Origin of the sequence: Comamonas sp. MYb69 (genome assembly GCF_037479315.1) — a bacterium.
Taxonomy (GTDB): Bacteria; Pseudomonadota; Gammaproteobacteria; order Burkholderiales; family Burkholderiaceae_C; genus Comamonas.
Genome location: NZ_JBBGZG010000001.1, coordinates 100,678 through 124,473 on the forward strand (window position 1 = coordinate 100,678; position 23,796 = coordinate 124,473).

The window sequence follows — 23,796 nt, forward strand, 5'->3', positions numbered from 1 at the left end:
ATGGCTTTGAAAAAGACCATCGGAGCGGCGGCGCTGGCAAGCGCCGTGCTTGCGTTGACGGGTTGCGCGGTAGAGGCGCCCGTTCCATACGGCGCCAACTATGCACAACCAACCCAGATGAAGGTGCGCGCTGCGGGCCACTGGGACCTGATGGCCAGCGACGTGGTGGCCGACACGCTGGCCACCCTGGAGCGCAATGGTCTGAACGCCAAGACGCCTTTGTATGTGGCCCTGCCACAGAACGCTAGCGCCTTTGACAGCGTGTTCCACGACCTGGTCGTGACCAAGCTGGTGCAGCACGGCGCATCGGTCTACACCACCCCCGGCCAGCAGCTCGAAGTGAGCTACGACGCCAAGGTCGTGCACCACAACCTGCAACAAGCGGGCAACTGGGCCTATGAAGGCGACAACGGCCAGGTCGTCGCCGGCGTGAGCCCGACCATCGGCACCGACTACCAGGCCGCCACCATCGCAGGTGCCCCGGCGTACTCCGAAGTGCTGCTGACCACCACGGTGCTGCGCCAGGGCCAGTATGTCGCGCGCAAGTCCAATGTCTACTATGTTGACAACGCCACCGTCGGCCAGTTCGCCAAGACCGAAGCCTACCGCGCCGTCAACATGAAGGTGGTGGGCAAATGATGCAGCGTCTGACCACCCTGGCCGCTGTGGCCTCTGCCGCTGTGCTGGCCGGTTGCGCCAGCTGGATGGATCCTGCCCAGCCCGTGAGCACGGTGCGCAGTGAGCCGACCTACCAGGCTGCCGACGCCAGCGTCTTCCTGGCCAACAGCCAGGATGCGATCAACAAGCTGACCGCCTCGGTCGCTCCCCAGTCGACCGGTACCGGCCCTGTGCTGGTAGCCACCGTGGTCAATGTGAACAACATGGGCGCCTCGTCGCCACTGGGCCGCACCTTGTCCGAGATCTACGCCAACCAGATGGCCGCCCGGGGCTTCCACGTCAAGGAAGTCAAGCTGCGCACCGATCTGTATGTGCGTGAAGGCACCGGCGAGCTGCTGCTGTCGCGCGAGATGCGTGACATTGCCCGCAGCCAGAACGCCTCGATGGTGCTGGTCGGCACCTTCTCGCCGGCTGCCAACTTCACCTACGTCAGCCTCAAGCTGGTGCGTACCGAAGACAGCCGCATCCTGTCGGGCTATGACTATGCCTTGCCCAATGACCGCGATGTGACCCGTTTGCTGAACGCGCCTCGCTGATCAACCACCGGGCCGCAGCCCGGTTGGAACAAAGAACGCACTCCCCTTGGGGCCGTGCGTTTTTTTATGGCCGGATCGGCCAGCGTTGACAGCCTCCACAGCGGGCTGGCAGAATCCAGCCTCCTTCCTGGCGCGACATTCGATCCGGTTGGCCTGCGTGTTTCCCAGACCCGCTGCCGGCTTCAGGTTTTCCAGTCCCGATCTGCGCGCCTGCGTGCTTTTTGCACACCTCCCCGCCAACCCCGCGTTGGCACCCTTTTGATGGATCAGGTGCCGAGCCTTGCTGTTCGGCGCCACGGCATCCGTCTGTCTTTTCCTATCCCTCTCTCACACTCTCACGTCTGGAGCTTCGAATGATGATTCGTCTGTCCAAGTCCGCCCTGGTGCTGGCCATGGCTTTCTTTGCCACCTTGGTGGCTTTTGGCAATATCACCGACTACGCCACCAACTTTGCCTTTGTGCACCATGTGTTCCTGATGGACACCACCTTCCCGGGCAACGGCATCCTCTACCGCGCCATCGATGCGGAATGGATCCACCACCTAGGCTATGCCGGCATCATTGCGCTGGAGACGCTGACGGCGCTGCTGTGCTGGGTCGGCGGCAGCCAGCTCTTGCGCGCCCGCCATGCCGATGCGGCCGGATTTCGCGCTGCCAAAAAATGGGCGATTGCCGGGCTGACCCTGGGCTTTCTCACCTGGCAGGTGGGCTTTATGTCGGTGGGCGGTGAGTGGTTTGGCATGTGGATGTCCAAGGAATGGAATGGCGTGCCCGATGCCTTCCGCTTCTTTATCACCCTGCTGCTGGTGCTGGTCTACCTGACGATGGACAACGACAGCCTGGCCTCGCCCACGCAATCCGCAGGCCGCTGATACCCGCGACCTGGCCTGGCTCAGCGGCGCGCCCGGCTGGGCCAGAGCACCGAGGCGATGGCCAGCACCATCAAGGCCACCGCCGTCCAGTCCTGCCAGTGCAGGATCTCGCCCAGCCACCAGGCGCCGCTGAAGACGCCCAGCACGGGGATCAGCATCACGCTCAAAGTGGACGCCAGCGGCGGCAAGGTTCGCACCAGAAAGAACCAGGCCACCTGGGCAAAGCCGATCACCAGCACCGCATTGAACAGGATGGTGCCCCAGGCGACGGGGTCAGGCGCATGCCAGCGCGGGCGCTCCAGCAGCGTGGCCAGCAGGCACAGGCAGCCGGTGGTCATCACCGTCATCCAGAAGGCCAGGGTCAAGGTGGGCGCCGGGATGCGGGTGCGGCGCAGCAGCTGGGTGCCCAATGCCCAGCTGGCCGCTGCCAGCAGCATCAGCGCCACGCCGGTGGGCTTGCCGCCCAGCTTGTCCATCTCGTTCCACAGCAGCAGCAATACGCCGCCAGCGGCAGCGGCCACGCCCAGCCAGGCGCGCGGCGGCAGCCGGTCGCTGAAGAACAGCGCGCCCAGCGCTGCTGAAAAAATAGGCATGGTATAGCCCAGGATCGCTGCCCGGCCGCTGGGCAACAGCGGAATCGCCACGATGATCAGCGTGTGCCACATCACCATGTTGAAAAAGCCCAGCACCACGAGTGGCCCCCAGTAGCGGCGCTCCAGCCGGAACGGCACCTTGAGCACCAGCAGGCCCAGCGCCAGCAGCGGCAGGCCGATCAGCATCGACAGCGCGCGAAAGCTCAGCGGCGGGAAGTGCAGCACCCCCGTCTTCATCACCGGCCAGTTCAGCCCCCAGACCAGGGTCAGCAGGCACAGGATCACCAGTTGTTGTCTCGACAGGGTAGGCATGGGGCGCGATTGTGCCTGCAATCCCCGTGCGACGCAGTCAGCTCTGCGAAGGCCCTGGCACGGCCAGCTTTTACAATAGCGCCCATGCCTTTTATCGACCAGCTGCGCGCCGCAGCCACCCAAAACAACTCCATGCTGTGCGTGGGCCTGGATCCGGAACCCAGCCGTTTTCCCGCCGCGATGCGCGGCGATGCCAGCAAGATCTATGATTTTTGCGCAGCCATCGTCGATGCCACCCATGACCTGGTCAACAGCTTCAAGCCGCAGATCGCCTACTTTGCAGCGCACCGCGCCGAGGACCAGCTGGAAAAACTGATGGCCCATATGCGCCGCGTGGCGCCCCAGGTGCCGGTGATTCTCGACGCCAAGCGCGGCGACATCGGCTCGACCGCCGAGCAGTACGCCAAGGAAGCCTTTGAGCGCTATGGGGCGGACGCGGTGACCTTGTCGCCCTTCATGGGCTTTGACTCCATCACGCCCTACCTGAAGTACGAGGGCAAGGGCGCCTTCCTGCTGTGCCGCACCTCCAACCCCGGTGGGGACGACCTGCAGGCCCAGACCCTGGCCGATGTGCCCGGCCAGCCGCAGATGTTCGAGCATGTGGCGCGCCTGGCCCAGGGCCCCTGGAACACCAATGGCCAGCTGGGCCTGGTCGTCGGTGCCACCCGCCCGCAAGAGATCGAGCGCGTGCGCGCCGTCGCCCCCCACCTGCCGCTGCTGATTCCCGGCGTCGGTGCGCAGGGCGGCGATGCGGTGGCCACCGTCAAGGCGGCCCGCATTGGCGGCGGCCCGATCATCATCAACTCCTCGCGCGCCATTTTGTATGCGAGCAGTGGCGAAGACTTTGCCAGCGCGGCGCGCGCCGCTGCGATCCAGACCCGCGATCTGCTCAACGCCGTGGACTGAGCGGCCTCCACGCCAAGAACGACAGGGTCCGTGCTGCAGGCTGGCACGGACCCTGCTTCTTTTTCCGGAATAGTGCGGGGGCTTCTTGGGCCAAGACACAATGCGCCTGCCGCTTTTCTTCTGACGCCTTTTCCACCGCCACAAGGACTTCCGATGCTCCCTATGCTTTTCTCTCGCCCGCGCCGGATGGCCTGCCTGGGTCTGCTGGTGCTGGCGGCCAGCATGGCGGCAGGCGCGCAAGCGGCTGCGCATTACCCGAACAAGGCCATCACCTTGGTGATTGCCTACCCGCCCGGCGGCAGCACCGATGCAGTCGGCCGCATGGTCGGCACCGAGCTGGCGCAGCGGCTCAAGCAACCGGTGGTGATCGAGAACCTGGGTGGTGCCGGTGGCGCCATCGGCGCGCAAAAGGTGGCCCGGGCGGCGGCCGACGGCTACACCCTGCTGCTGTCGGCCAACAACGAGATGGCGATTGCGCCGCTGATCAACAAGGCCATCAAGTACCGGGTGTTCGAGGATTTCACGCCCATCAGCCTGGTGGCGACCCAGCCCATGGTGCTGGTTGCCTCGCAGGCCAGCGGCGTCAAGAACACGCAGGAGTTCCTCAGCCTGCTGCGCCAGAACCCGGGCAAGTACAGCTATGGCAGCTCGGGCGTGGGCACGGCCTTGCACATCGCCGGTGAGATGGTGCAGCAGGCCGGCGATGTGGCGATGACCCATGTGCCCTACAAGGGCGTGGCTCCGCTGACCAATGACCTCCTGGGCGGCAGCCTGGATTTTGGCGTGTTTGTGCTGTCCTCGGGGCTGCCGCATATCCGCGCCGGCAAGGTGGTGGCGCTGGGCACGACCGAGGCCAAGCGCTCCAGCGTCACGCCCGATATCCCCGCCTTGGCCGAGACCTCGGCGTTTGCGAGGGTCGATATCAACAGCTGGTTTGCGCTGATGGGCCCGGCCAAGCTGCCCCCGCAGGTGCAAAAGGCCTTGCGTGCGGCCATCGATGACATGCTGCAGTCGCCCAGCTTTCGCGCCAAGCTCGAAGCCAGTGGCAATGTGGTGGCCGCGCCCGGCCAGGACATGGGCGCCTTCTTGAAGGCCCAGGTGGCCAAGTACCAGCAGATCGTCGATACCGCGAAGATCGAGGACCGCTGAGCGCGGTCTCGTTGGGCGCAGCTTAGCGCCGCGCCGCCTGCAGCCAGCGGCCGCCCCAAACCACGACCACCAGCGCCAGCACGACAAACATCGCGCCGGCCCACTGCCAGCCGGTCACTGTCTCGCCCAGCACCAGCATGCCGGTGGTCAGGCCAATGACCGGCACGCAGAGGCTAAAGGGCGCCACCCGGTTGGCCGAGTAGCGCTGGATCAGCCTGGTCCACAGCCCATAGCCGACGATGGTGGCCACCCAGCCCAGGTAGGCGATCGACATCCAGGCCAGCCCGGGAATCTGCTGCCAGGTCTCTGCCTGCAGCCACTTGCCCACGCTGCCCTCGTCCAGTGCGGCGCTCAGCCCGATGAAGGGCAGAATCGGCATCAGGCTGCTCCAGGCAATAAAGCTCACCGGGTCGTAGCGGGCGTTTTCCTTTTGCGCCAGGCGCACCACCACGTTGGAGCAGGCCCAGGATGTGGCCGCGCACAGCACCAGCAGCAGGCCGGCCAAGGTGGTGCCACCAGCGCCATTGCTGCGCAGCTCATTGATCAGCAGGCAGGCCAGGCCGAGCGCGGCAATGCCCATGCCGGCCACCAACGGGCGGCCGGGCCGCTCGCGCAGCAGCACCCAGGTCCAGACGGCGGTGAGAAACACCTGGGTCTGCAGCACCACGCTGGCGAGCGATGCCGTCATGCCCACCTTGAGTGCGGTGAACAAGAAGCCAAACTGGCCCACGCCCTGCAGCAGGCCAAACAGCACCACCCAGCGCCAGTGCACGCGCGGCGGCTTGATGAACAGCACCAGCGGAAAGGCCGCGCAGAGGTAGCGCAGGGCGCCCAGCTCGAACGGGGTCAGGCTTTGCAGGCCCCATTTCATGATGACAAAGTTGATGCCCCAGACCACCACCACGACCAGCGCCAAGGCGAGGTCCGTAGGGCGAAAGGGGACAGGGGAGCTGGAAGCGGACATGGCTGGAGGCGCTGGTGTGCGCAGCGCCGGATGTTATTCAAGGTTTTCCAGCAGTGTGCCAGCAAGCGCAGCTGCGTGCTGGCACTGCGCTATTCAGCGCAAATGGCGCGTGGGCGACAGAGCCTCAGGCTGCACACCCTGGCTGGCCAGCGCCGGGTCCAGCGGCTCCTGCAAGGCCAGGTTGCGCGCCAGCAGGCCGTAACCATAGGCGCTCTGGATGCCGTAGCCGCCTTGCGCCGCCACCCACAGAAACTGCGGCGCCTGGCCATCCCAGCCGATCACCATCTCGCCATCGGCGACAAAGGAGCGCAGGCCCGCCCAGCTGTGGCTGGGGCGGCGGATGTCGAAATGGCTGGCCTGCATGATGCGGTCAATGCCCTCGGCAATGTCCAGCATCTCGGGCTGCACATCATGCGGGTGGGTGGCATCGGCATTGGCGGGCGAGCCCAGCAACTGGCCGGCATCGGGCTTGAAGTACCACTGCTCGCCAATATCGATGACGGCCGGCCAGTGCTGGCCGTCCATGCCTTCGGGCATCGCAAAGGTGAAGGCGCTGCGGCGCTTGGGTGTGAGGCCAATGGCGGCCGCTCCAGCCATCTGGCCCAGTTCATCGGCCCAGGCGCCGGCGGCATTGACGACATGGCGCGCCAGCAGCTGGCGGCCATCGGCCAGGCTGATCTGCCAGTGGCCGGCGCTGGCATCCCAGTGCAGGCCCTGCACCCGGACATCGTTCCACAGCTGGCCGCCACGCCGGCGCATGCCCTTCAAAAAGCCCTGGTGCAGCGCATGCACATCGATATCGCGGGCGCCATCGTCGGTAAATCCGGCTTCCAGCACCTCGGTGTTCAAGGCCGGCAAAAAGGCCTTCAGTTCGGTCTTGTCCAGCCAGCGCGCGCTGGGCGAGTGCTGGCGTGCCTCGTCGTAGGCGGCTTGCAGCGCGGGCAACTGCGCGGGCGTTGCCACATACAGTACGCCCCGGGGGCTGACCAGCGCATGCTCGGCAAAGTCGGCAGGCGGCTGCTCGTAAAACTGGCGGCTGGCCCGGGTAAGCGCCTGCACCTGGGTGGGGCCATAGTGCTCCTCAAACAGCGCGGCCGAGCGGCCGGTGGTGTGGTAGCCGGGCTGCGATTCCTGCTCCAGCACCAGCACCTGGGCGCTGGCAGCCAGGTGCCAGGCGGTGGCGCTGCCGGCCATGCCGGCGCCGATCACGACAAAATCCCAGACTGCCGGGCTGGCGGCGGCAGAAGCGGATGCGCTAGGGGAGGCCGAAGGGGAACTGTTGGGGGTTTCCATGGTCAGCATGGTAAGGTCAGAGGCACTTCGCAAAGGGCAAACATGAGACAGAAACAAGCACGCAAGGGTTTTTATTCATGGGCGCTGGGCGCCAGCGGGCTGCTGGCCATCTGCGCCGTCAGCAATGCGCAAGCGCAGACGGCGGCGCCCGTGCTGCCCAAGCCCACGGTTGTAGGCAGCGGTTACCTCAACCCCTGGGCCATTGCGCCCTTGCCGGACAAACGCTTTTTGCTGACCGAGCGCGGCGGCAAGCTCTGGCTGCTTGATGCCGATGGCCGCAAGCAGTCCGAGCTGCAAGGCGTGCCCAAGGTGGTCGATGCCGGCCAGGGCGGCCTGCTCGATGTGGTGGCCGACAGCCAGTTCGCCAGCAACCGCCGCATCTATTTCTGCTTCAGCGAAGCCGGGCCCCAGGCGGGCACCAACAGCACGGCACTGGCCTCGGCGCGCATCTCCGCCAATGAGCGCCAACTGGAAGACGTCAAAGTGCTGTTCAGCCAGCGCCCCAAGGCCAGGAGCAATGCCCACTTTGGCTGCCGCATCGCCGAGGCGCCCGATGGCAACCTGTTCCTCAGCCTGGGGGACCGCTTTTCGCAGCGCAACGATGCCCAGACCCTGAACAACCACCACGGCAAGCTGGTGCGCATTGCCAAGGATGGCAGCGTGCCCAATGACAACCCTTATGCAGGCCGCCAGGATGCGCTGCCGGAGATCTACAGCTACGGCCACCGCAACAGCCAGGGCCTGGCCGTCGCCGCCGATGGCAGCCTGTGGCAGCACGAGCACGGCCCGCAGGGCGGCGACGAGATCAACCGGCCCCAGCCCGGCAAGAACTATGGCTGGCCGGTGATCACCTATGGCGAGGAATACGGCGGCGGCAAGATCGGCGAAGGCACGCAAAAGGCCGGCATGGAGCAGCCCTTGCACTACTGGGTGCCCAGCATTGCGCCTTCGGGCATGGCCTTTGTCACGAGCGACCGCTATGGCCCGGCCTGGAAGGGCAGCCTGCTGGTGGGCGGCCTCAAGTCGCGCAGCGTTGCCCAGCTGGCGGTCAAGGACGGCAAGGTGACGGGCGAGAAACGGCTCTACGAATCGCTGGGCGAGCGCATCCGCGATGTGCGCCAAGGCGCCGATGGCCTGGTCTACCTGCTGACCGATGGGCCTGATGGCAAGCTGATTCGGCTGGAGCCCTCGGGCAGTTAAAGCTTGCGCTTGAAACCCAGATGGCTGGGCACAAAGCCCAGCTTTTCGTAAAAGCGGTGGGCATCGGCCCGGCTTTTGTCGGTGGTCAGCTGCACCACTGTGCAGCCCCGCTCCCGGCACTGCGCCACGGCCCATTCCAGCATCTGCTGGCCCGCGCCGGCGCCGCGCAGCTGCGCGGCAATGCGCACCGATTCGATCTGGCCGCGCCAGGCCCCCGTGTGTGACAGGCCGGGTACAAAGGACAGCTGCAGCGTGCCCACCACTTGCCCGTCCAGCTCGGCCACCACCAGGCGCTGGTTGGTATCGGCGCAGATCGCGTCAAAGGCCGCGATATAGCGCGCATCGGGCGGGTCGGCCAGCACCTCGCGCTCGCGGCCCAGCGCATCATCGGCGAGCAGCGCAATGATGGCGGGCAGATCGGCCAGGGTTGCGGTGCGGAAAATCAGGTTTGCTGGCATGGCTGCAGTGGGGATGGACTGGTTCGTTGACGTGCGGCAAGCTGCCTCAGCGCTGGAGGTAAGGCGCCAGATAGCGCCCGGTATGGCTGGCCGGGTTGGCGGCCACTTGCTCGGGCGTGCCCTGGGCCACCAGCTGCCCGCCGCCAGCGCCGCCTTCGGGCCCCATGTCGATGACCCAATCGGCCGTCTTGATGACGTCGAGGTTGTGCTCGATGACGACAATCGTGTTGCCCGCATCGCGCAGCTGGTGCAGCACCTTGAGCAGCAGGTCGATATCGGCAAAGTGCAGGCCGGTGGTCGGCTCATCGAGGATGTAGAGCGTGCGGCCGGTGTCGCGTTTGGAGAGCTCCTGCGCCAGCTTGACGCGCTGGGCCTCGCCGCCCGACAAGGTCGTGGCGCTCTGGCCCAGGCGGATATAGCTCAGCCCCACATCCAGCAGCGTTTGCAGCTTGCGGGCAATGGTGGGCACATCGCGGAAGAAGTCGTGCGCGTCTTCCACCGTCATCTCCAGGATCTGCGCAATATTGCGGCCCTTCCACTGCACCTGCAGGGTTTCGCGGTTGTAGCGCTGGCCGTGGCAGATGTCGCAGGGCACATAGACATCGGGCAGAAAATGCATCTCCACCTTGACCATGCCATCGCCCTGGCAGGCTTCGCAGCGGCCGCCGGCCACATTGAAGCTGAAGCGCCCTGGGCCATAGCCGCGCTCCTTGGCGGTGTTGGTCTCGGCCATCAGCTCGCGGATGGGCGTGAACAGGCCGGTGTAGGTGGCCGGGTTGCTGCGCGGCGTGCGGCCAATCGGGCTTTGGTCCACATTGATGACCTTGTCGAAATAGTCCAGGCCTTCGATCTCCTGGTAGGGCGCAACATCGCCCTGGGCGCGGTTGATCTTGTGGGCCGCTGCCGCATACAAGGTGTCGTTGACCAGGGTCGATTTGCCCGAGCCCGAGACGCCGGTGACACAGGTGAACAGACCGACGGGAAAATCGACCGTCACATCGCGCAGGTTGTGGCCGCTGGCGCCCACCAGGCGCAGGCTTTGCACCGCATGCGGGTCCACTTCGGCGGGGGCAGCCGCTTCCTGCACGCTGCGGCCCTTGGCGCTGCTGCTGGCTTTTCCGCTGGGCTTTTTCTCCAGCGAGGTGCGCACGGTAGGGAACTGCGATCCGCCCTTGTCCGCTGCGGCTTTGCCCACGGGTGCCCCCACGGTGCTGGCCAGCACCGGCAGCCAGGGCGTGCGGCGCGTGGGCACGGCAATCGATTTCTGGCCGCTCAGGTACTGGCCGGTGAGCGACTGCGGGTGGGCGCAGATGTCGGCGTAGCGGCCCTGGGCCATGATCTGGCCGCCGTGCACGCCGGCGCCCGGGCCCATGTCGATGATCTGGTCGGCCGCGCGCATCATGTCCTCGTCGTGCTCGACGACGATCACGCTGTTGCCGATGTCACGCAGGTGCTGCAAGGTGGCGATCAGGCGGTCGTTGTCGCGCTGGTGCAGGCCGATCGAGGGCTCGTCGAGCACATACATCACGCCCGTCAGGCCCGAGCCGATCTGCGAGGCCAGGCGAATGCGCTGCGCCTCACCGCCCGAGAGCGTCTCGGCGCTGCGCGCCAGGCTCAGGTAGGTCAGGCCCACATCGTTGAGGAACTGCAGCCGCGTGCTGATTTCCTGGATCACCCGCGCGGCAATATCGGCCTTGGCACCCGTCAGCTGCACGGTGCTGAACCAGGCGTGGGCCTCGCTCAGGGTGACCTGGCTGATGTCCTGGATCGCACGGGCCTGGTCGCCATCACCCACGCGCACAAAGCGCGCCTCGCGGCGCAGGCGCGCGCCGTGGCAGTCGGGGCAGGGCTGCACGCTTTGGTAGCGGGCCAGCTCATCGCGCACGATGCTCGAATCGGTCTCGCGGTAGCGCCGCGTCATGTTCGGCAGGATGCCTTCAAACGGGTGCTTCTTGGTGACCATCTTGCCCGCGTTCTCACCGCTGGCCAGCTCGTACTTGAAGGCAATCTCTTCGTCGCCCGAGCCATACAGCACCACCTGGCGCACCGCCTCGGGCAGGCTCTCGAAAGGCTGCTCGATGTCGAACTTGTAGTGGCGGCCCAGGCTCTCGAGCATCGCAAAATAGTAGCCATTGCGCCGGTCCCAGCCCTTGATGGCGCCACTGGCCAGGCTGAGCGTGGGGAAAGCCACCACGCGCTCGACATCGAACACCTCGTGCAGGCCCAGGCCATCGCAGGATGGGCAGGCGCCCTGGGGCGAGTTGAAGGAGAACAGGCGCGGCTCCAGCTCGGCCAGCGCATAGCTGCAGACTGGGCAGGAGAACTTGCTGCTGAACAGATGCTCTTCGCCGGTGTCCATCTCCAGCGCCAGCACGCGGCCATTGCCTTCGTTGCCGCCCACGCGCAGTGCCGCCTCAATGCTTTCGGCCAGGCGTTGCTGCAGCCCGGCGCGCACCTTGACGCGGTCGATGACCACATCGACATCGTGCTTCTCGTTCTTGGCCAGTGCGGGCAGGGTCTCGTGCTCGTACATCTGGCCATCGACCCGAAAGCGCACATAGCCCAGCGCCTGCATCTGCGCAAACAGCTCGACGAACTCGCCCTTCTTGCCGCGTGCCACCGGTGCCAGGATCATCAGCTTGGTGTCCTCGGGCAGGGCCAGCACGGCGTCGACCATCTGGCTGACGGTCTGGGCCGCCAGCGGCAGGTTGTGGTCGGGGCAGAACGGCGTGCCTGCGCGGGCATACAACAGGCGCAGGTAGTCATGGATTTCGGTGACCGTGCCCACGGTCGAGCGCGGGTTGTGGCTGGTCGCCTTCTGCTCGATCGAGATGGCCGGTGACAGGCCCTCGATCAGGTCGACATCGGGTTTGTCCAGCCGGCCCAGAAACTGGCGCGCATAGGCCGAGAGGCTCTCGACATAGCGGCGCTGGCCTTCGGCATACAAGGTGTCAAAGGCCAGGCTGGACTTGCCCGAGCCCGACAGGCCGGTGATCACCACCAGCTGGTGGCGAGGAATGTCCAGGTCGATGTTCTTGAGGTTGTGCGTGCGCGCGCCACGGATGGCGATGCGACTGTGTGCCAGCCGCGCGCCCAGGTAGCGGCTGTCGTCCTGCTGCGCCTCGGACAGGCCGAGTTCATGGTGCAGGTCGATGGCAGCGGAAGGGTCGGTGGGGGTGCGTGGTGGCATGTGGGCTTCAGGATCCAAAACCCCTCATGATAGCCAGCCTGCCCATTCGTTGTGCAATCTGCCGGGTATCGCTGCACATGCGTTGCGGATAAACCCAGGGGCATGGCCCGCTGTCTGGCGCCAAAACCGAGGTGAGGGCTTGCTGCAGCTTTGCGCCTAGCTATGGTTTCTGATGCGCTGCTGGGCGCAGAGATTCCGTCTGCCAGCAGGGCTTGCGGCTGCGCTCTACACTTGCCGCTGGCGATCGTCGCCATCCGTCCCTTGTTTGCCTGCGTATCGCCCTTGTCTCTCACTTCTGTTTCTTCTTCCACGGCCATGCAGCCGGCCGAGCGGCGCGCCAGTTTCAGCCTGGCGCTGATCTTTGCATTGCGCATGCTGGGCCTGTTTCTGGTGCTGCCGGTGTTTGCGCTGGAGGCCCACAAATACCCGGGCGGTGATGACCCGGCCCTGGTCGGGCTGGCGATGGGCGTCTATGGCCTGACCCAGGCCCTCTGCCAGCTGCCGCTGGGCATGGCGTCTGACCGCTTCGGGCGCAAAAAGGTCATTGTGCTGGGCCTCTTGGTATTTGCCGCCGGCAGCCTGATCGCCGGCATGGCGGGCAACCTGCATACCCTGCTGCTGGGCCGGGCGTTACAAGGCGCCGGCGCCGTGTCTGCGGCCGTCACGGCGCTCTTGGCCGACCAGACCCGTGACGAAGTGCGCACCAAGGCCATGGCCCTGGTGGGCGCCAGCATCGGCCTGATGTTTGCGCTGGCGCTGGTGCTCAGCCCGCTGCTGGTGGTGCATATCGGCCTGAGCGGCCTGTTTTTGATGACCTGCGGCCTGGCGCTGGGCGGTATTGCCGTGGTGCTGTGGGTTGTGCCTCCCGAGCCTTTGCTGCACCGGGGCGGCGCGCGCGGCGGCCTGCGCGAGGTGTTTCGCCATGCCGACCTGGTGCGCCTCAATGCCGGTGTGTTCGTGCTGCACACGGTGCAGATGTCGATGTGGGTGGCGGTGCCCGCGATGCTGGTGGCCGCAGGCCTGCCCAAGGCCGAGCACTGGCAGGTCTACCTGCCGGCCGTGCTGCTGTCCTTTGTGCTGATGGGTGGGCTGTTTGCGCTGGAGCGGCGCGGTTACCTGCGCGGCGCCCTGCTGGGCTCGATCGCGCTGGTGGCCCTGGTGCAGATGGCCCTGGGCCTGGTGGCGACCTCGGGCCATGCGCCCGCGCTGTGGCTGATGGGCGTGCTGCTGTTTGTGTTTTTCTGCGGCTTCAATGCGTTGGAGGCCACGCAGCCCAGCCTGGTCTCGCGCATGGCGCCGGCATCGCTGCGCGGCGCGGCACTGGGCAGTTACAACACCTTGCAATCACTGGGCCTGTTTGCCGGCGGTGCGCTCGGTGGGGCGCTGACCCGCTGGGGCAGCGTGACGGATCTGTTCATCGCCACCAGCGCGCTGGCGCTGCTGTGGCTGGTGCTGACCTGGCCGCTGCAGCCGCTGGGCCGCGCCGTGGCTGCTGCTGGCGCTGCACAAAAGTAAGCACTGGCTGGGAATGGGGCAGGCCTGGCAGGCCCTGTTGCAGGATCTGCGGCCACCCGCAGAGAAGGACCGGCCGCTTTGGGGTAGGATACGCCCCTGAATCACAGTGATGGGCGCTTTGAAGGCTGCAATGCCTGCAACACTGCCAACGCATAGTAGGCGCCCATTTTTCAAAGGAACTACCTCTACCATGGCATCCGTCAACAAAGTCATCATCGTCGGCAACCTCGGCCGTGACCCTGAAATCCGCACCTTCCCCTCGGGCGACCAGGTGGCCAATGTCACCATCGCCACCACGGACCGCTGGCGCGACAAAAACAGCGGCGAGAACAAGGAGGCCACCGAGTGGCACCGCGTCGTGTTCAATGGCCGCTTGGCTGAAATCGTCGGCCAGTACCTGCGCAAGGGCAGCCAGGTCTATGTGGAAGGCAGCCTGCGCACCCGCAAGTGGACCGACCAGGCCACCGGCCAGGAGCGCTATGCGACAGAAATCCGCGCTGACTCGATGCAGATGCTGGGCAGCCGCCAAGGCCAGGGCGGCGGTGGCGGTCAGGGCGGTGGCGATGACTATGGCTATGGCGACAGCGGCTACGGTGACCAGGGCGGTGGCGGCGGCGGTGCACCCGCTGGCAACTACCAGCGCCGGGCCCCCGCACCGGCGATGGCTCCGGCCGCCGCACCCCGCCAGGCACCGCCTCCCCGTCCAGCACCGGCACCCATGCCCGCGCCAGCCCCACGCGCTGCCTCGGGCTTTGACGACATGGACGACGATATTCCGTTCTAAAAAGCACTGCTAGTAGTTTTTGAAGCAAACCCGCTCTCTTCTGAGAAAGCGGGTTTTTTCTTACCCACACTTTTTGGGTAGATCTTCTTGAGTGAGTTCTAAGACAAGTCGGTACTTCAAAATGTTTGCTGCGAGGCGAGGCGAGGCGAGGCGAGGCGAGGCGAGGCGTGGCGTGGCGAGGCGTGGCGTGGATGAAATTGTGGACTTCCCCGGCTTCTTTTCATTGGCTTCTTTGGATAGCTTATTGCACTTTTTCGGCGGATAGCAATCTTTTAAGAATACTTATCATTTACAAGTATTCTTATGAGAGCGCTTATTGAGTAAATTATGCTGTCATCCTACAATGGCTCCAATTAGAGCTCTTGTAGAATTTAGGTGTTCTTATGAGGATGCTTAAATGGTTTCGACTCTTAACCTAACTGTAGACCGGGCTCTCAAGGCCTTGGGTCAGAACATTGAGCTCGCACGCAGGCGTCGCGGCCTGTCCCAAGCCGACTTGGCTGCTCGTATGGGCGTCTCGGTGAGCACCGTTCGCCGGCTGGAGGATGGCAACCCAGGCACAGCGCTCGTTTATCTGGCCAGTGCGCTGCAGGTCTTTGGCGATTTGGAGAAGCTGAGCCTCCTGATGGACACGCAGACGGATTCGGTTGGACTTGCCCTCATGGACGCCGAACTTCCATCTCGGATTCACAGCAAGCGCCGCGACACACCCAAAGCTTTCTGAAAGTTTTCCGCGATATGGTGACTAGAGCAAATGCCGCTGTCCCAAACACCAAGACGGAGCTGGATGTGTGTCTTGGAAAAACGGGCACCCCCGTGGGAAAGCTCGTGTTTGTGCGAAACGGGCCGCGCGTATTCACGCAGTTCGGCTACTTTCAGGAGTGGCTCGACCACGCTGACACATTTAACGTCTCTGCGGACCTCTCCGCCGCGCCGGGCTTCCAGACCCGAAAGCCTGCGACCAAGGAGGACTCGCTTTTCTTCCTCGCCCTTGGGGATACCAAGCCAGATGCTTGGGGCCGTCGAGTCATTGCTCGGGCACATGCCAAGCGCCGCGAGGAGGACCCAAAGCTGGGTGCGTTGACCGAGCTCGACTACCTTTGTGCGGTTGATGATTTCAGCCGTATGGGGGCACTGCGTTTGCGTAACGCCCGTGGCGTTTACCTTGAGTCGGCACCAGAAGGCAGGCGGGCAACGCCGCCAATGCTCGAACTCGAAAAGATGCTGAGCTCTTCACGGGCAGTTGAACTCGGCAAGGAGACCGCCCAGGATTTGGCCTATCTGCGAGGCAAGGGCACATCGCTTGGCGGCATGCGTCCGAAATGCAGCATCCTGGACGAAGAGGGATATCTCGCATTGGGCAAGTTCCCGAGTGTCAAAGACGAGCGCAATGTCACTCGTGCGGAGGTGCTGGCACTCAAGCTAGCGGCTTTGGCTGGCATCACCGTATCGAAGGCGCATGTCGCAGTGGTGCAAGGCACTCCCGTGGCGGTCATACGGCGATTTGACCGCACCCCTGACGATGCACGCATCCCCTACATCTCGGGAGCCACCTTGCTGCAGGCGAGTCGACAAGATGAACACGCCTACACCGAGGTTCTCCATGCAATGAAAGGGGCCTGCGCCAACTACGTCGCGGATGCCCAAGAACTGTGGCGGCGTCAGGTGTTCAACCACCTCATCACCAACGTCGACGACCACCTGCAAAACATGGGCTTCCTCTACATGGGCGATAACAAATGGCAGCTCTCGCCTGCGTTCGACATCAACCCGATGCCCGACAAGGACCGGGAATCCAAGACCTGGCTGAGTGAAGACACGGGACCGATCACCAGCATGCCGCAGTTGATGGGGCAAGCATCGCAGTTTGCCTTGTCTCGTGAACAGGCGTTGGCCATTGTGCGCAAGCAGGTGGAGGTGATTTTGCAGTGGCGCATGGTAGGACAGTCTCCCGACGTTGGCATGACAAAGCAAGAGCTCGATGAGTTTGTGCCTGCGTTCGAGCATGCAAGCTTTAGTGCCGCCAGGAAATTGGCGGGCTTGTAGGTGATAGCGGTGTGCCTGACTCGGTACATCATGAGGTTGCCAAAGCGCGCCCACCCGTTGCCATGGCCTCCTTGGTGGGTGGGCTTGATGGCGCGCCAGGCGCTTCGGCCAAGGCTGCGGGATTGCTTGGCCCATTCTCCGTAGCGATGGGGTGTGGCGCTATTGCAGCAGCCCCGATGGCACGGAACGGCTGGTTTTGGCTGACCTGCTCGGGCGGGTTGCCCGCTGCATGGGCCGTGACAGCGATGACCTGAATCTGCAGCGTCTGGGCAACAATACCCAGGTGCATCTGGTGCCACGCCCGGCGGCCCCCGCCTTTGAGCCGGTTCTCAGCGGCCCGTTGCCATCGGTGCGGCGCTGCCGGTTGCGCTCGCTTCTGGCGTGTTCAGCTGGCGCCGCAGATCGAACTTGAGCAGCACAACGCCGGCGCCAATCAGCAGCACGTCCTTGACGATGAAACCGTCCAGCGTGGAGAGTTGGGGTAGCAGGCTCAAGGTGGTGATGCCGGTGGCGATGACGACCAGGGCGCCGACGACGCCAAAAGCGGGCTTTTTGAAGCCGACTATCAGTGCCAGAAATGCCAAGGTCTCCACCACGCCCAAAAAGTAGCTGCCCCCGTGCACACCGAAGAGCGTGTAGAGAAAGCTGAGCCAGGTGCTCGAGATCAGGGGCTCCAACTCGGCGACCTCAAAATCAAACCATTTGAAGGTGCCGAACAGCGCAAAAATAAAGATCACCGAGACTCGCAGCACAGCGATATCGGCATCGGAGCGAATAAAGCGATGGATGGCATTTTTCATGGTGGTCTCCTGGTTAAAAAAGGGGCTGGGATGCGGATGTCATGGGGCGGCGCTCAGCCAGTCCACAATGGCTTTGGCAGCGCGGTCATAGGCCCCATGGGGCGGGATGCGGTTGAGCAATAGCGCGCCCTTGATCGCAGAGCTGACCACCATGGCCAGCTCTGCCGGGGGCTGCGCAAAATGCAGGGCTGCACTGCGCTGGCCCGCGACCAGAATGTCTTGCAGCAGCTGCTGCTCGGTCTGTGCCAGCTGGTAGACCGCCGTTTGCAGTTCGGGCGAAAACAGGTGGCTGTCGGACAGCATCGCGTAGACACCGCACATTTGCCCCTGCGCCGCACAGTCGGCAAACGCATCCAGATAGGCCTGGAGTTGCGGCACGCCGGCGGGCAGCTTTTGCAGCTCGGCCTCCAGGGCTTTGAAATCGGCCCGCTTGTAGTCACAGTAGGCAATTCCCAGGTCTGTCTTGCTGGGGAAATGGTGGTGGATACTGGCTTTGCGAATGCCAATACCCGCCTCCAGATCCGCATAGCTGAAGCCCTGGAAGCCACGCTGCTGGATCAAGTGGTTGCTGAGCAGGATGATTTTTTCGCGGGTAGACATTGTCAATGGACCTGGGTTATGGCGTTGATATTGACTATACCTACTAGAAGGTAGGTTGCCAAGTCACCATATGATTCAAAGCGTAAAACCCGCAGCGGGCAGGACCGGCGGCATGCGGGCCGGCTGCGCGGGCTTGGCTGGCCTGACTGGTTTAGCCAGCGCCGGGCCAGCGGCTTGGGCGCAAAAGGCCAGTGCCCACTGCGGCTTTGCCGCCGGTAGAGAATGCGGCATGGGCGCAGAACGCGCCGCGCGCAATGCCGACCCGGCAGACCCCTGATGGCGGCCGTGCCGCCCTGGAGAGGGGCGCGCAGCTGACGGCATGCCCTTTGTTCAACCTTGCATGAAAGCGGCCATGACTCCTAGCACCGAAACCGCCCATACCGCCTATACCGCCAATACCTCGGATAGCACCAAGATCGCATCCCACATCGCGCCCAGCGGCCGCCTGCGTGCGGCCATCAATGTGGGCAACCCGGTGCTGGCGCACAAAAGGGCCGATGGCTCGGCCGCAGGCGTCTCCGTCGATCTGGCCGCGCGCATGGCGGCCCAACTGGGTCTGCCGCTGGAGCTGCAGCTGTTTGAGGCGGCCGCCCACTCGGTCGATGCCGTCACCCAGGGCCAGGCCGATGTCGGCTTTTTCGCGGTGGACCCGGTGCGGGGCGCGGGCATTGGTTTTTCGGCCCCCTATGTGCTGATCGAAGGCGCCTACATGGTGCGCAGCGATTCGCCGCTGAGCGACAACGCGCAGGTGGATGTCGCCGCGCACGAGGTGGTGGTTGGCCAGGGCAGCGCCTATGACCTCTACCTCACGCGTGCGCTGAAAAACGCCCGCATCCTGCGCGCGCCCACATCGCCTGCGGTGGTCGATGTCTTTTTGCAGCCTAGCGGCGACGTGGCCGCAGGCGTCAAGGTGCAGCTGGAGGCGGCGGTGGCCAGCCATGCCGGTCTGCGGCTGCTGCCCGGGCATTTCATGCTGATCCAGCAGGCCATGGGCCTGCCCAAGACCCGGGGCGAGGCCGCCATCCAGTGGCTGGCCGCCTTTGTGGAAGCGGCCAAGGCCAGCGGTTTTGTCGCCCAGGCGCTGGCGCAGCACCAGGTGCTAGGCGCGGTGGTCGCGCCCGGAGTGCAGCCATGAGCGTGTTTGAGGATCTGCAGCAGTTGTTAGAGGGCGAGGGCGCGCGCTTTCGGGTGCTGGAGCACCCGGCCGAGGGCAAATCCGACGAGGTGGCGCGCATCCGGGGCACGACGCCGGGCCAGGGTGCCAAGGCCATGCTGTGCAAGACCCGCAATGCCGAGCACTGGGTGCTGGCCGTGCTGCCGGGCGACCAGAAATTGGACTTTCGCCTGCTGGCTGCCGCGCTCGGCCTGCCCAAGATGACGATGGCCAGCGCGGAAGAGGCGACGGAGCGGACCGGCTGCGTGATCGGCGCGATCCCGCCCTTCAGCCCTGGCCCGCAGGTGGCGCTGGTGGTGGACCCGGACCTGGTGGAGCGCCATGCCGAGATCGCCTTCAATGCCGGCCGGCTGGACCGCTCGATGGTGCTCAACGCGCAGGACTATGTGCGTATTGCACAGCCGGCGCTGCACCGCATCTGCGCCCCTGCTGGCTAAGGCAAAAATCCAACACCGCGCAGGCATGGCGACTGCACAATAGTCGCCATGTTTATCGCCATCCCTCTGGAAAACAAGCCCTCCTGGCAGTCACCGCCGTGGATGACGGTGCTGTTAATTGCGATCAACTGCCTGGTGTTCTGGGTCTGGCAAGGGGGTGAGGAGCGGGCGGCAGAGCGCGCATCCAAAACCTATGCGCATACGGCGCTGCCGGCGATCGAGGTGCCGGCCTTTGTGAAGTACCTCGACGCACAAAGCCGCAAGCCGGACAGCCGCATCCAGCCGCAGATGGTGCGCATGGTGCAGGGCCTGCAAAAAAACCAGGACTACGGCCAGATCTACATGCTGATGCAGCAGGAGGGGCGTTTTCGCCGCCAGCTGCTGGCCGGTGAGGTGATCACCGCAGCCGATCCGTTGTATGCCGACTGGCAGGCGGCCCGCGCCCGCTTTGCGCCGCTGGAGCCCAAGCCTTTTACGTCGCGCTGGGCGATGAGCTATGAGGCCGGCGCCGGGCTGCAGCCGCTGCAGGCGCTGACCTCCACCTTCTTGCACGGCAGCACCGGCCACCTGCTGGGCAATATGGTGTTCCTGTTTCTGTTCGGGTTCACCTTGGAGATGGCACTGGGCGCGGGGCTCTACCTGTGCTTCTACCTGGTCGCGGGGGTCAGCGCCTCACTGTTTGCGGGCCTGTTCTATGCGGGCTCCGGCAGCTATGGGCTGGGCGCATCGGGCGCGATTGCCGGCCTGATGGCCATGTATGTGGTGCTCTACCGCATGCGGCGCATCCGCTTTTTCTACATGCTGGCCTTCTACTTCAACTACGCCACCTGGCCCGCGCTGGTGGTGCTGCCGGTATGGATGGGCTTTGAGCTGGCCCAGCACTTCATGGGGCAGCAGGGCGTGGCCTATATGGCGCACTTTGGCGGCTTGCTGGCCGGTGGCCTGCTGATGGCCTTGTACCTGCAGCTGCGGCGCAAGGAGTCGGTGGTCGAGGTGGCCGCCCGAGACAAGCAGCAGGCCCAGGCCCAGAGCGCCGCGCTGGCCGCCGCCGTGCAGCGCGCGCAAAAGCACACCGATGCGCTGGCCTTTGATCTGGCAGCGCCCGCCTGGCGCCAGGCCGCCAAGCTCGCACCCAGCGATGCCGCCATCTTGCGCGCCTGGTTCGAGAGCGCCCGCCATGCGCCGGCGAGCGAGGATTTTCACCGCGCGGCCCGCGCCATCTTCAAGCTGCCGGCCAACACAGAAGCGCTGCGCCAGCTGCAGCACCACAGCTGGCAAAGCTATGTGGACCGCGCCCGGCCCGCCCCGCGCATCAGCGACAACAGCCTGCATGCATTGGCGCGCAGCTTTGTGCGCCTGGGTGCATGGGACGATGCCCAAAAAATCTGCCAGCAGCTGGAGAGCGCTGCCGACCACCCGCACTGGCCCGCCACCTTGGCGCTGGTAGCCAATGGCCTGGCCAAGGCCGGCCGGCTGGACGAGGCCCGCCGCTGGCTGCCCGCGCTGCAGCGCGCCGCACCGCAGGAGCCGGTGACGCGCTGGCTCAGCCAGGCCAGCACCTGAACGTGGGTCGAGTGCATAGGCGGCAGTGGTTAGCACCCTGGTGCGTCAGCTCCATGTAAAGTTTTGGTGAAGCCATGCCTTATGATCGCTGCCAAGCTGCGCCAGTGAGGGCGGCAGACAGAAAGGCTGGCCATGGGCCCACTGCGTTCACCACAGCAAGACGACGTTGACAGCGCCCAATGGGTGATCGAGCCTTTCTGGCGCAAGCTCAACAGTTTTTTCCTGTTCCCGCTGCAGCGCAAGCCCTTGCTGTATGCGCTGGTGCTGTCGCTCTGCGCCTATATGCTGATGTGGGGCCTGCTGATCGGCTTGCTCGTCGGAGTGGGCCTGCTGCTGGCCATCAGCCGGCATGCGTTCAAGATTGCAGCCTATGCCTCGCACGGCGTGCTTGACAGCAATGACTACGACGATTACCCCTGCGATGCCGACCTCAAGGTGCTGCCCTGGAAGTTCTTCGGCGTGCTGCTGGTGCATGGCTTTCTGATCGGCATGCTCGCCCGGGTCAGCCCGGGACTGGGCGCACTGGGTGATTTGCTCTCATCTTTCTTGATCCCCGCCACCTTGATGGTGCTGATCACCAGCGGCAGCCTGCGCGCTGCCATCAACCCCTTCCTGCTGCTGAGCACGATGGGCGCCATCGGTCTGCCCTATGGCCTGCTGTGCCTGTTTCTGTTCCTGCTGATGCAGGGCGTGCCGATGGCCTTTGCCTTGCTAGTCACAGTGATGCCCCAGGCGTTGCTGGCGCCCCTGCTGGCCTTTGTGGTGATTTATTTCAACGGCGTGATCGCCGCGATGATCGGCTATGTGATGTACCAGAACCATGCGGACCTGGGCATCACGCCGGACAAGGCGCCGCAGGCCGAAGCGGGCGCGCCGGTGCTGGACCCGCAGAACGCGCTGGCCCAGCGCCGCGATGCCCAGGTGGCCCAGCTGGTGCAGAACGGCGACATGAACGCCGCCCTGGCCGAAGCGCGCGAGTGGCAGCGCAGCGAGCCCGATAGCCTGGCCGACCAGCGCCGCTACCACCGCGTGCTCAAGCTCAGCGACAAGGCCGATGAGCTGGCGCGCCATGCGCAAAGCTATATCGCGCTGCTGCTGCAAAAGCAGCGCAGCAGCGATGCGCTGGAGGTCTGGGGCAGTTGCTACAAGCGCGACAAGGGCTTCCGGCTGAACGAGGCCAGCCATACCTTGGCGCTGGCGCAGACGGCCTGGAAGCGCATGCAGCTGCCGCATACGCTGGCCCTGCTGCATGGTTTCGAGAAAAGCTATGTCGGCAGCGATCTGGTGCCCCAGGCGCTGGAGCTGACGGTGCGCGTGCTCAAGCAAGGCGCCAACAAGCCCGACCAGGCGGTGCGCGTGTTCATGCGCATGAAGATCCGCTACCCCGCGCATGCCTGCACGCAAGAAGCCGCCTGGATCTTGCGCGATGAGTTGCCGGGGGCAGCGCAGGCGCCTGGCGCACCTGCTTGACTATTTAAGCGGCCGCCGAAGGCGCCACGCTGGCGATGATGCCGCCGCCCAGGCAGACCTCGCCGTCATACAGCACGGCCGATTGGCCTGGCGTCACCGCCCATTGCGCCTCGGGAAAATCGAGGTGGAAATGCGCGGGCGTCGCATCGGCGCCGATGATCGCGGGCGAGTCGGGCTGGCGGTAGCGGGTTTTGGAGCCATAGGTGCCGGCGGCGGGCGGGTGGCCAGCCACCCAGCTCGTGTTGTCGGCGTCCAGCGCCTGCGACAGCAGCCAGGGGTGGTCATGGCCTTGCACCACGCGCAGGATGTTCTTGTCCAGCTCCTTGCGCGCCACAAACCAGGGCGCATGCTCGCCCGCGCCACGCGCTGCGCCTTTTTCCTTCACGCCGCCAATGCCCAGGCCCGAGCGCTGGCCCAGGGTGTAGAAAGACAGGCCCACATGCTTGCCCAGCTTGCGGTTGCGGTCGTCCAGGATCAGGCCCGGTTCCTTGCTGATGTAGCGGTTGAGAAAATCGCGGAAAGGGCGCTCCCCGATAAAGCAGATACCGGTCGAGTCCTTTTTCTTGGCATTGGGCAGGCCGATTTCTTCGGCAATGCGGCGCACCTCGGTCTTTTTCAGCTCACCGACCGGAAACAGCGCCTTGGACAGCTGGGCCTGGTTCAGGCGGTGCAGAAAATAGCTCTGGTCCTTGGCCGGGTCCAGCCCCTTGAGCAGCTCAAAAAGCTGGGTATCGGGGTTCTGGCGCACGCGGGCGTAGTGGCCGGTAGCAATCTTTTCGGCACCCAGGCGCATGGCATGGTCCAAAAAGGCCTTGAACTTGATCTCGGCATTGCACAGCACATCGGGGTTGGGCGTGCGGCCGGCCTGGTATTCGCGCAGAAACTCGGCAAACACCCGGTCCTTGTAGTCGGCGGCAAAGTTGACGTGTTCGATCTCGATGCCCACCACGTCGGCCACGGCTGCGGCATCGACAAAGTCGATGTTCGACGAGCAGTACTCGCTGTCGTCGTCATCTTCCCAGTTCTTCATGAAGATGCCGACGACCTCGTGCCCCTGTTTTTTGAGCAAATACGCGGTGACGGCCGAATCCACGCCGCCACTCAGCCCCACTACGATGCGCTGTTTAACCATGGGTGCAATTATCCGCCTGGCGGCAGGCGCCTGCTTCGCTAGGGCTATGTGGCGTTTTGTCGCCCAACGGCGACCAACAGCGCCGATATGCGCCCAAGGTCCCCAGCAGGCGCCGCCCGCCGGG

22 protein-coding genes are annotated in these 23,796 nt (G+C 64.8%); 14 read left to right on the forward strand and 8 right to left on the reverse strand.

The genetic code is table 11. The annotated features are described in order from the left end of the window. The 3 genes from WH303_RS00460 (at position 1) to WH303_RS00470 (ending at position 2,086) form a co-directional block, all read left to right on the forward strand. On the forward strand, positions 1-639 hold the full coding sequence (locus tag WH303_RS00460; protein ID WP_021027000.1) for a hypothetical protein: 639 nt from the start codon (positions 1-3) through the stop codon (positions 637-639). After that, a complete protein-coding gene (locus WH303_RS00465; protein WP_021027001.1) occupies positions 636-1,214 on the forward strand; it encodes a FlgO family outer membrane protein in 579 nt (192 codons plus the stop codon). The genes WH303_RS00460 and WH303_RS00465 overlap by 4 nt, the downstream gene beginning before the upstream one ends. Positions 1,215-1,567: 353 nt before the next feature. Beyond that, a complete protein-coding gene (locus tag WH303_RS00470; RefSeq protein ID WP_312986826.1) occupies positions 1,568-2,086 on the forward strand; it encodes a DUF2165 family protein in 519 nt (172 codons plus the stop codon). Between the two features lie 20 nt (positions 2,087-2,106). Here WH303_RS00470 and WH303_RS00475 read toward each other — a convergent pair whose 3' ends face one another. Next, positions 2,107-2,991 carry a DMT family transporter gene (locus tag WH303_RS00475; RefSeq protein ID WP_339516057.1) on the reverse strand — a complete coding sequence of 295 codons (885 nt, stop codon included), beginning with the start codon at positions 2,989-2,991 and terminating at the stop codon, positions 2,107-2,109. Between the two features lie 84 nt (positions 2,992-3,075). Here WH303_RS00475 and pyrF point away from each other — a divergent pair, with 84 nt between their 5' ends. After that, on the forward strand, positions 3,076-3,897 hold the full coding sequence (gene pyrF / locus WH303_RS00480; RefSeq protein WP_339516059.1) for an orotidine-5'-phosphate decarboxylase: 822 nt from the start codon (positions 3,076-3,078) through the stop codon (positions 3,895-3,897). Between the two features lie 153 nt (positions 3,898-4,050). Continuing rightward, positions 4,051-5,046, forward strand: a complete 996-nt coding sequence (locus WH303_RS00485; protein WP_339516061.1) for a Bug family tripartite tricarboxylate transporter substrate binding protein — start codon at positions 4,051-4,053, stop codon at positions 5,044-5,046. Between the two features lie 22 nt (positions 5,047-5,068). Here the strand turns inward: WH303_RS00485 and WH303_RS00490 are convergent, their stop codons facing one another. Then, positions 5,069-6,010, reverse strand: coding sequence for an EamA family transporter (locus tag WH303_RS00490; protein WP_339516063.1), 942 nt, complete (start codon positions 6,008-6,010; stop codon positions 5,069-5,071). Between the two features lie 93 nt (positions 6,011-6,103). After that, entirely contained in the window at positions 6,104-7,303 is a 1,200-nt protein-coding gene (locus WH303_RS00495) for an NAD(P)/FAD-dependent oxidoreductase (protein WP_339516065.1), read from the reverse strand. A 42-nt stretch (positions 7,304-7,345) separates the two neighbouring features. On the opposite strand from WH303_RS00495, the gene WH303_RS00500 reads away from it, so the two are divergent. Then, positions 7,346-8,503 carry a PQQ-dependent sugar dehydrogenase gene (locus tag WH303_RS00500; RefSeq protein WP_445228240.1) on the forward strand — a complete coding sequence of 386 codons (1,158 nt, stop codon included), beginning with the start codon at positions 7,346-7,348 and terminating at the stop codon, positions 8,501-8,503. Here WH303_RS00500 and WH303_RS00505 read toward each other — a convergent pair. Together WH303_RS00505 and uvrA are read right to left on the reverse strand one after the other, a co-directional pair. After that, positions 8,500-8,961: a GNAT family N-acetyltransferase gene (locus WH303_RS00505; RefSeq protein ID WP_339516067.1), complete on the reverse strand. Its 462-nt coding sequence runs from the start codon at positions 8,959-8,961 to the stop codon at positions 8,500-8,502. The two genes, WH303_RS00500 and WH303_RS00505, sit on opposite strands and share 4 nt — an antisense overlap. 46 nt (positions 8,962-9,007) lie before the next feature. Further along, positions 9,008-12,151, reverse strand: coding sequence for an excinuclease ABC subunit UvrA (gene uvrA, locus WH303_RS00510; RefSeq protein ID WP_339516069.1), 3,144 nt, complete (start codon positions 12,149-12,151; stop codon positions 9,008-9,010). A 315-nt stretch (positions 12,152-12,466) separates the two neighbouring features. Between uvrA and WH303_RS00515 the strand changes: the two genes are divergently transcribed. The 4 genes from WH303_RS00515 (at position 12,467) to WH303_RS00530 (ending at position 16,496) form a co-directional block, all read left to right on the forward strand. After that, a complete protein-coding gene (locus tag WH303_RS00515; protein WP_339516623.1) occupies positions 12,467-13,666 on the forward strand; it encodes an MFS transporter in 1,200 nt (399 codons plus the stop codon). Between the two features lie 190 nt (positions 13,667-13,856). After that, positions 13,857-14,450 carry a single-stranded DNA-binding protein gene (ssb, locus tag WH303_RS00520; RefSeq protein ID WP_021027012.1) on the forward strand — a complete coding sequence of 198 codons (594 nt, stop codon included), beginning with the start codon at positions 13,857-13,859 and terminating at the stop codon, positions 14,448-14,450. A gap of 397 nt (positions 14,451-14,847) precedes the next feature. Next, positions 14,848-15,174 (forward strand): helix-turn-helix domain-containing protein, encoded by a 327-nt coding sequence (locus WH303_RS00525; protein ID WP_021027013.1) that lies wholly within the window; start codon positions 14,848-14,850, stop codon positions 15,172-15,174. Positions 15,175-15,188: 14 nt separating this feature from the next. After that, on the forward strand, positions 15,189-16,496 hold the full coding sequence (locus WH303_RS00530; protein WP_339516071.1) for a type II toxin-antitoxin system HipA family toxin: 1,308 nt from the start codon (positions 15,189-15,191) through the stop codon (positions 16,494-16,496). 329 nt (positions 16,497-16,825) lie between these two features. Here the strand turns inward: WH303_RS00530 and WH303_RS00535 are convergent, their stop codons facing one another. Then, a complete protein-coding gene (locus WH303_RS00535) occupies positions 16,826-17,296 on the reverse strand; it encodes a DUF417 family protein (protein ID WP_339516073.1) in 471 nt (156 codons plus the stop codon). A gap of 39 nt (positions 17,297-17,335) precedes the next feature. After that, entirely contained in the window at positions 17,336-17,896 is a 561-nt protein-coding gene (locus WH303_RS00540) for a TetR/AcrR family transcriptional regulator (RefSeq protein ID WP_339516075.1), read from the reverse strand. Between the two features lie 352 nt (positions 17,897-18,248). Between WH303_RS00540 and WH303_RS00545 the strand changes: the two genes are divergently transcribed. The 4 genes from WH303_RS00545 to WH303_RS00560 all read left to right on the forward strand — a co-directional run bounded on the left by WH303_RS00545 (position 18,249) and on the right by WH303_RS00560 (position 22,540). Next, positions 18,249-19,031, forward strand: a complete 783-nt coding sequence (locus WH303_RS00545) for a transporter substrate-binding domain-containing protein (RefSeq protein WP_339516077.1) — start codon at positions 18,249-18,251, stop codon at positions 19,029-19,031. Beyond that, positions 19,028-19,507 (forward strand): YbaK/prolyl-tRNA synthetase associated domain-containing protein, encoded by a 480-nt coding sequence (locus WH303_RS00550; RefSeq protein WP_339516079.1) that lies wholly within the window; start codon positions 19,028-19,030, stop codon positions 19,505-19,507. The genes WH303_RS00545 and WH303_RS00550 overlap by 4 nt, the downstream gene beginning before the upstream one ends. Positions 19,508-19,555: 48 nt before the next feature. Continuing rightward, positions 19,556-21,070, forward strand: coding sequence for a rhomboid family intramembrane serine protease (locus WH303_RS00555; protein WP_339516081.1), 1,515 nt, complete (start codon positions 19,556-19,558; stop codon positions 21,068-21,070). Positions 21,071-21,202: 132 nt separating this feature from the next. After that, a complete protein-coding gene (locus WH303_RS00560) occupies positions 21,203-22,540 on the forward strand; it encodes a hypothetical protein (RefSeq protein ID WP_339516083.1) in 1,338 nt (445 codons plus the stop codon). A gap of 4 nt (positions 22,541-22,544) precedes the next feature. On the opposite strand, the gene mnmA is transcribed toward WH303_RS00560, so the two are convergent. Continuing rightward, complete coding sequence (gene mnmA, locus WH303_RS00565) at positions 22,545-23,672, reverse strand: tRNA 2-thiouridine(34) synthase MnmA (RefSeq protein WP_021027022.1); 1,128 nt, start codon at positions 23,670-23,672, stop codon at positions 22,545-22,547. Positions 23,673-23,796: the final 124 nt, after the last annotated feature.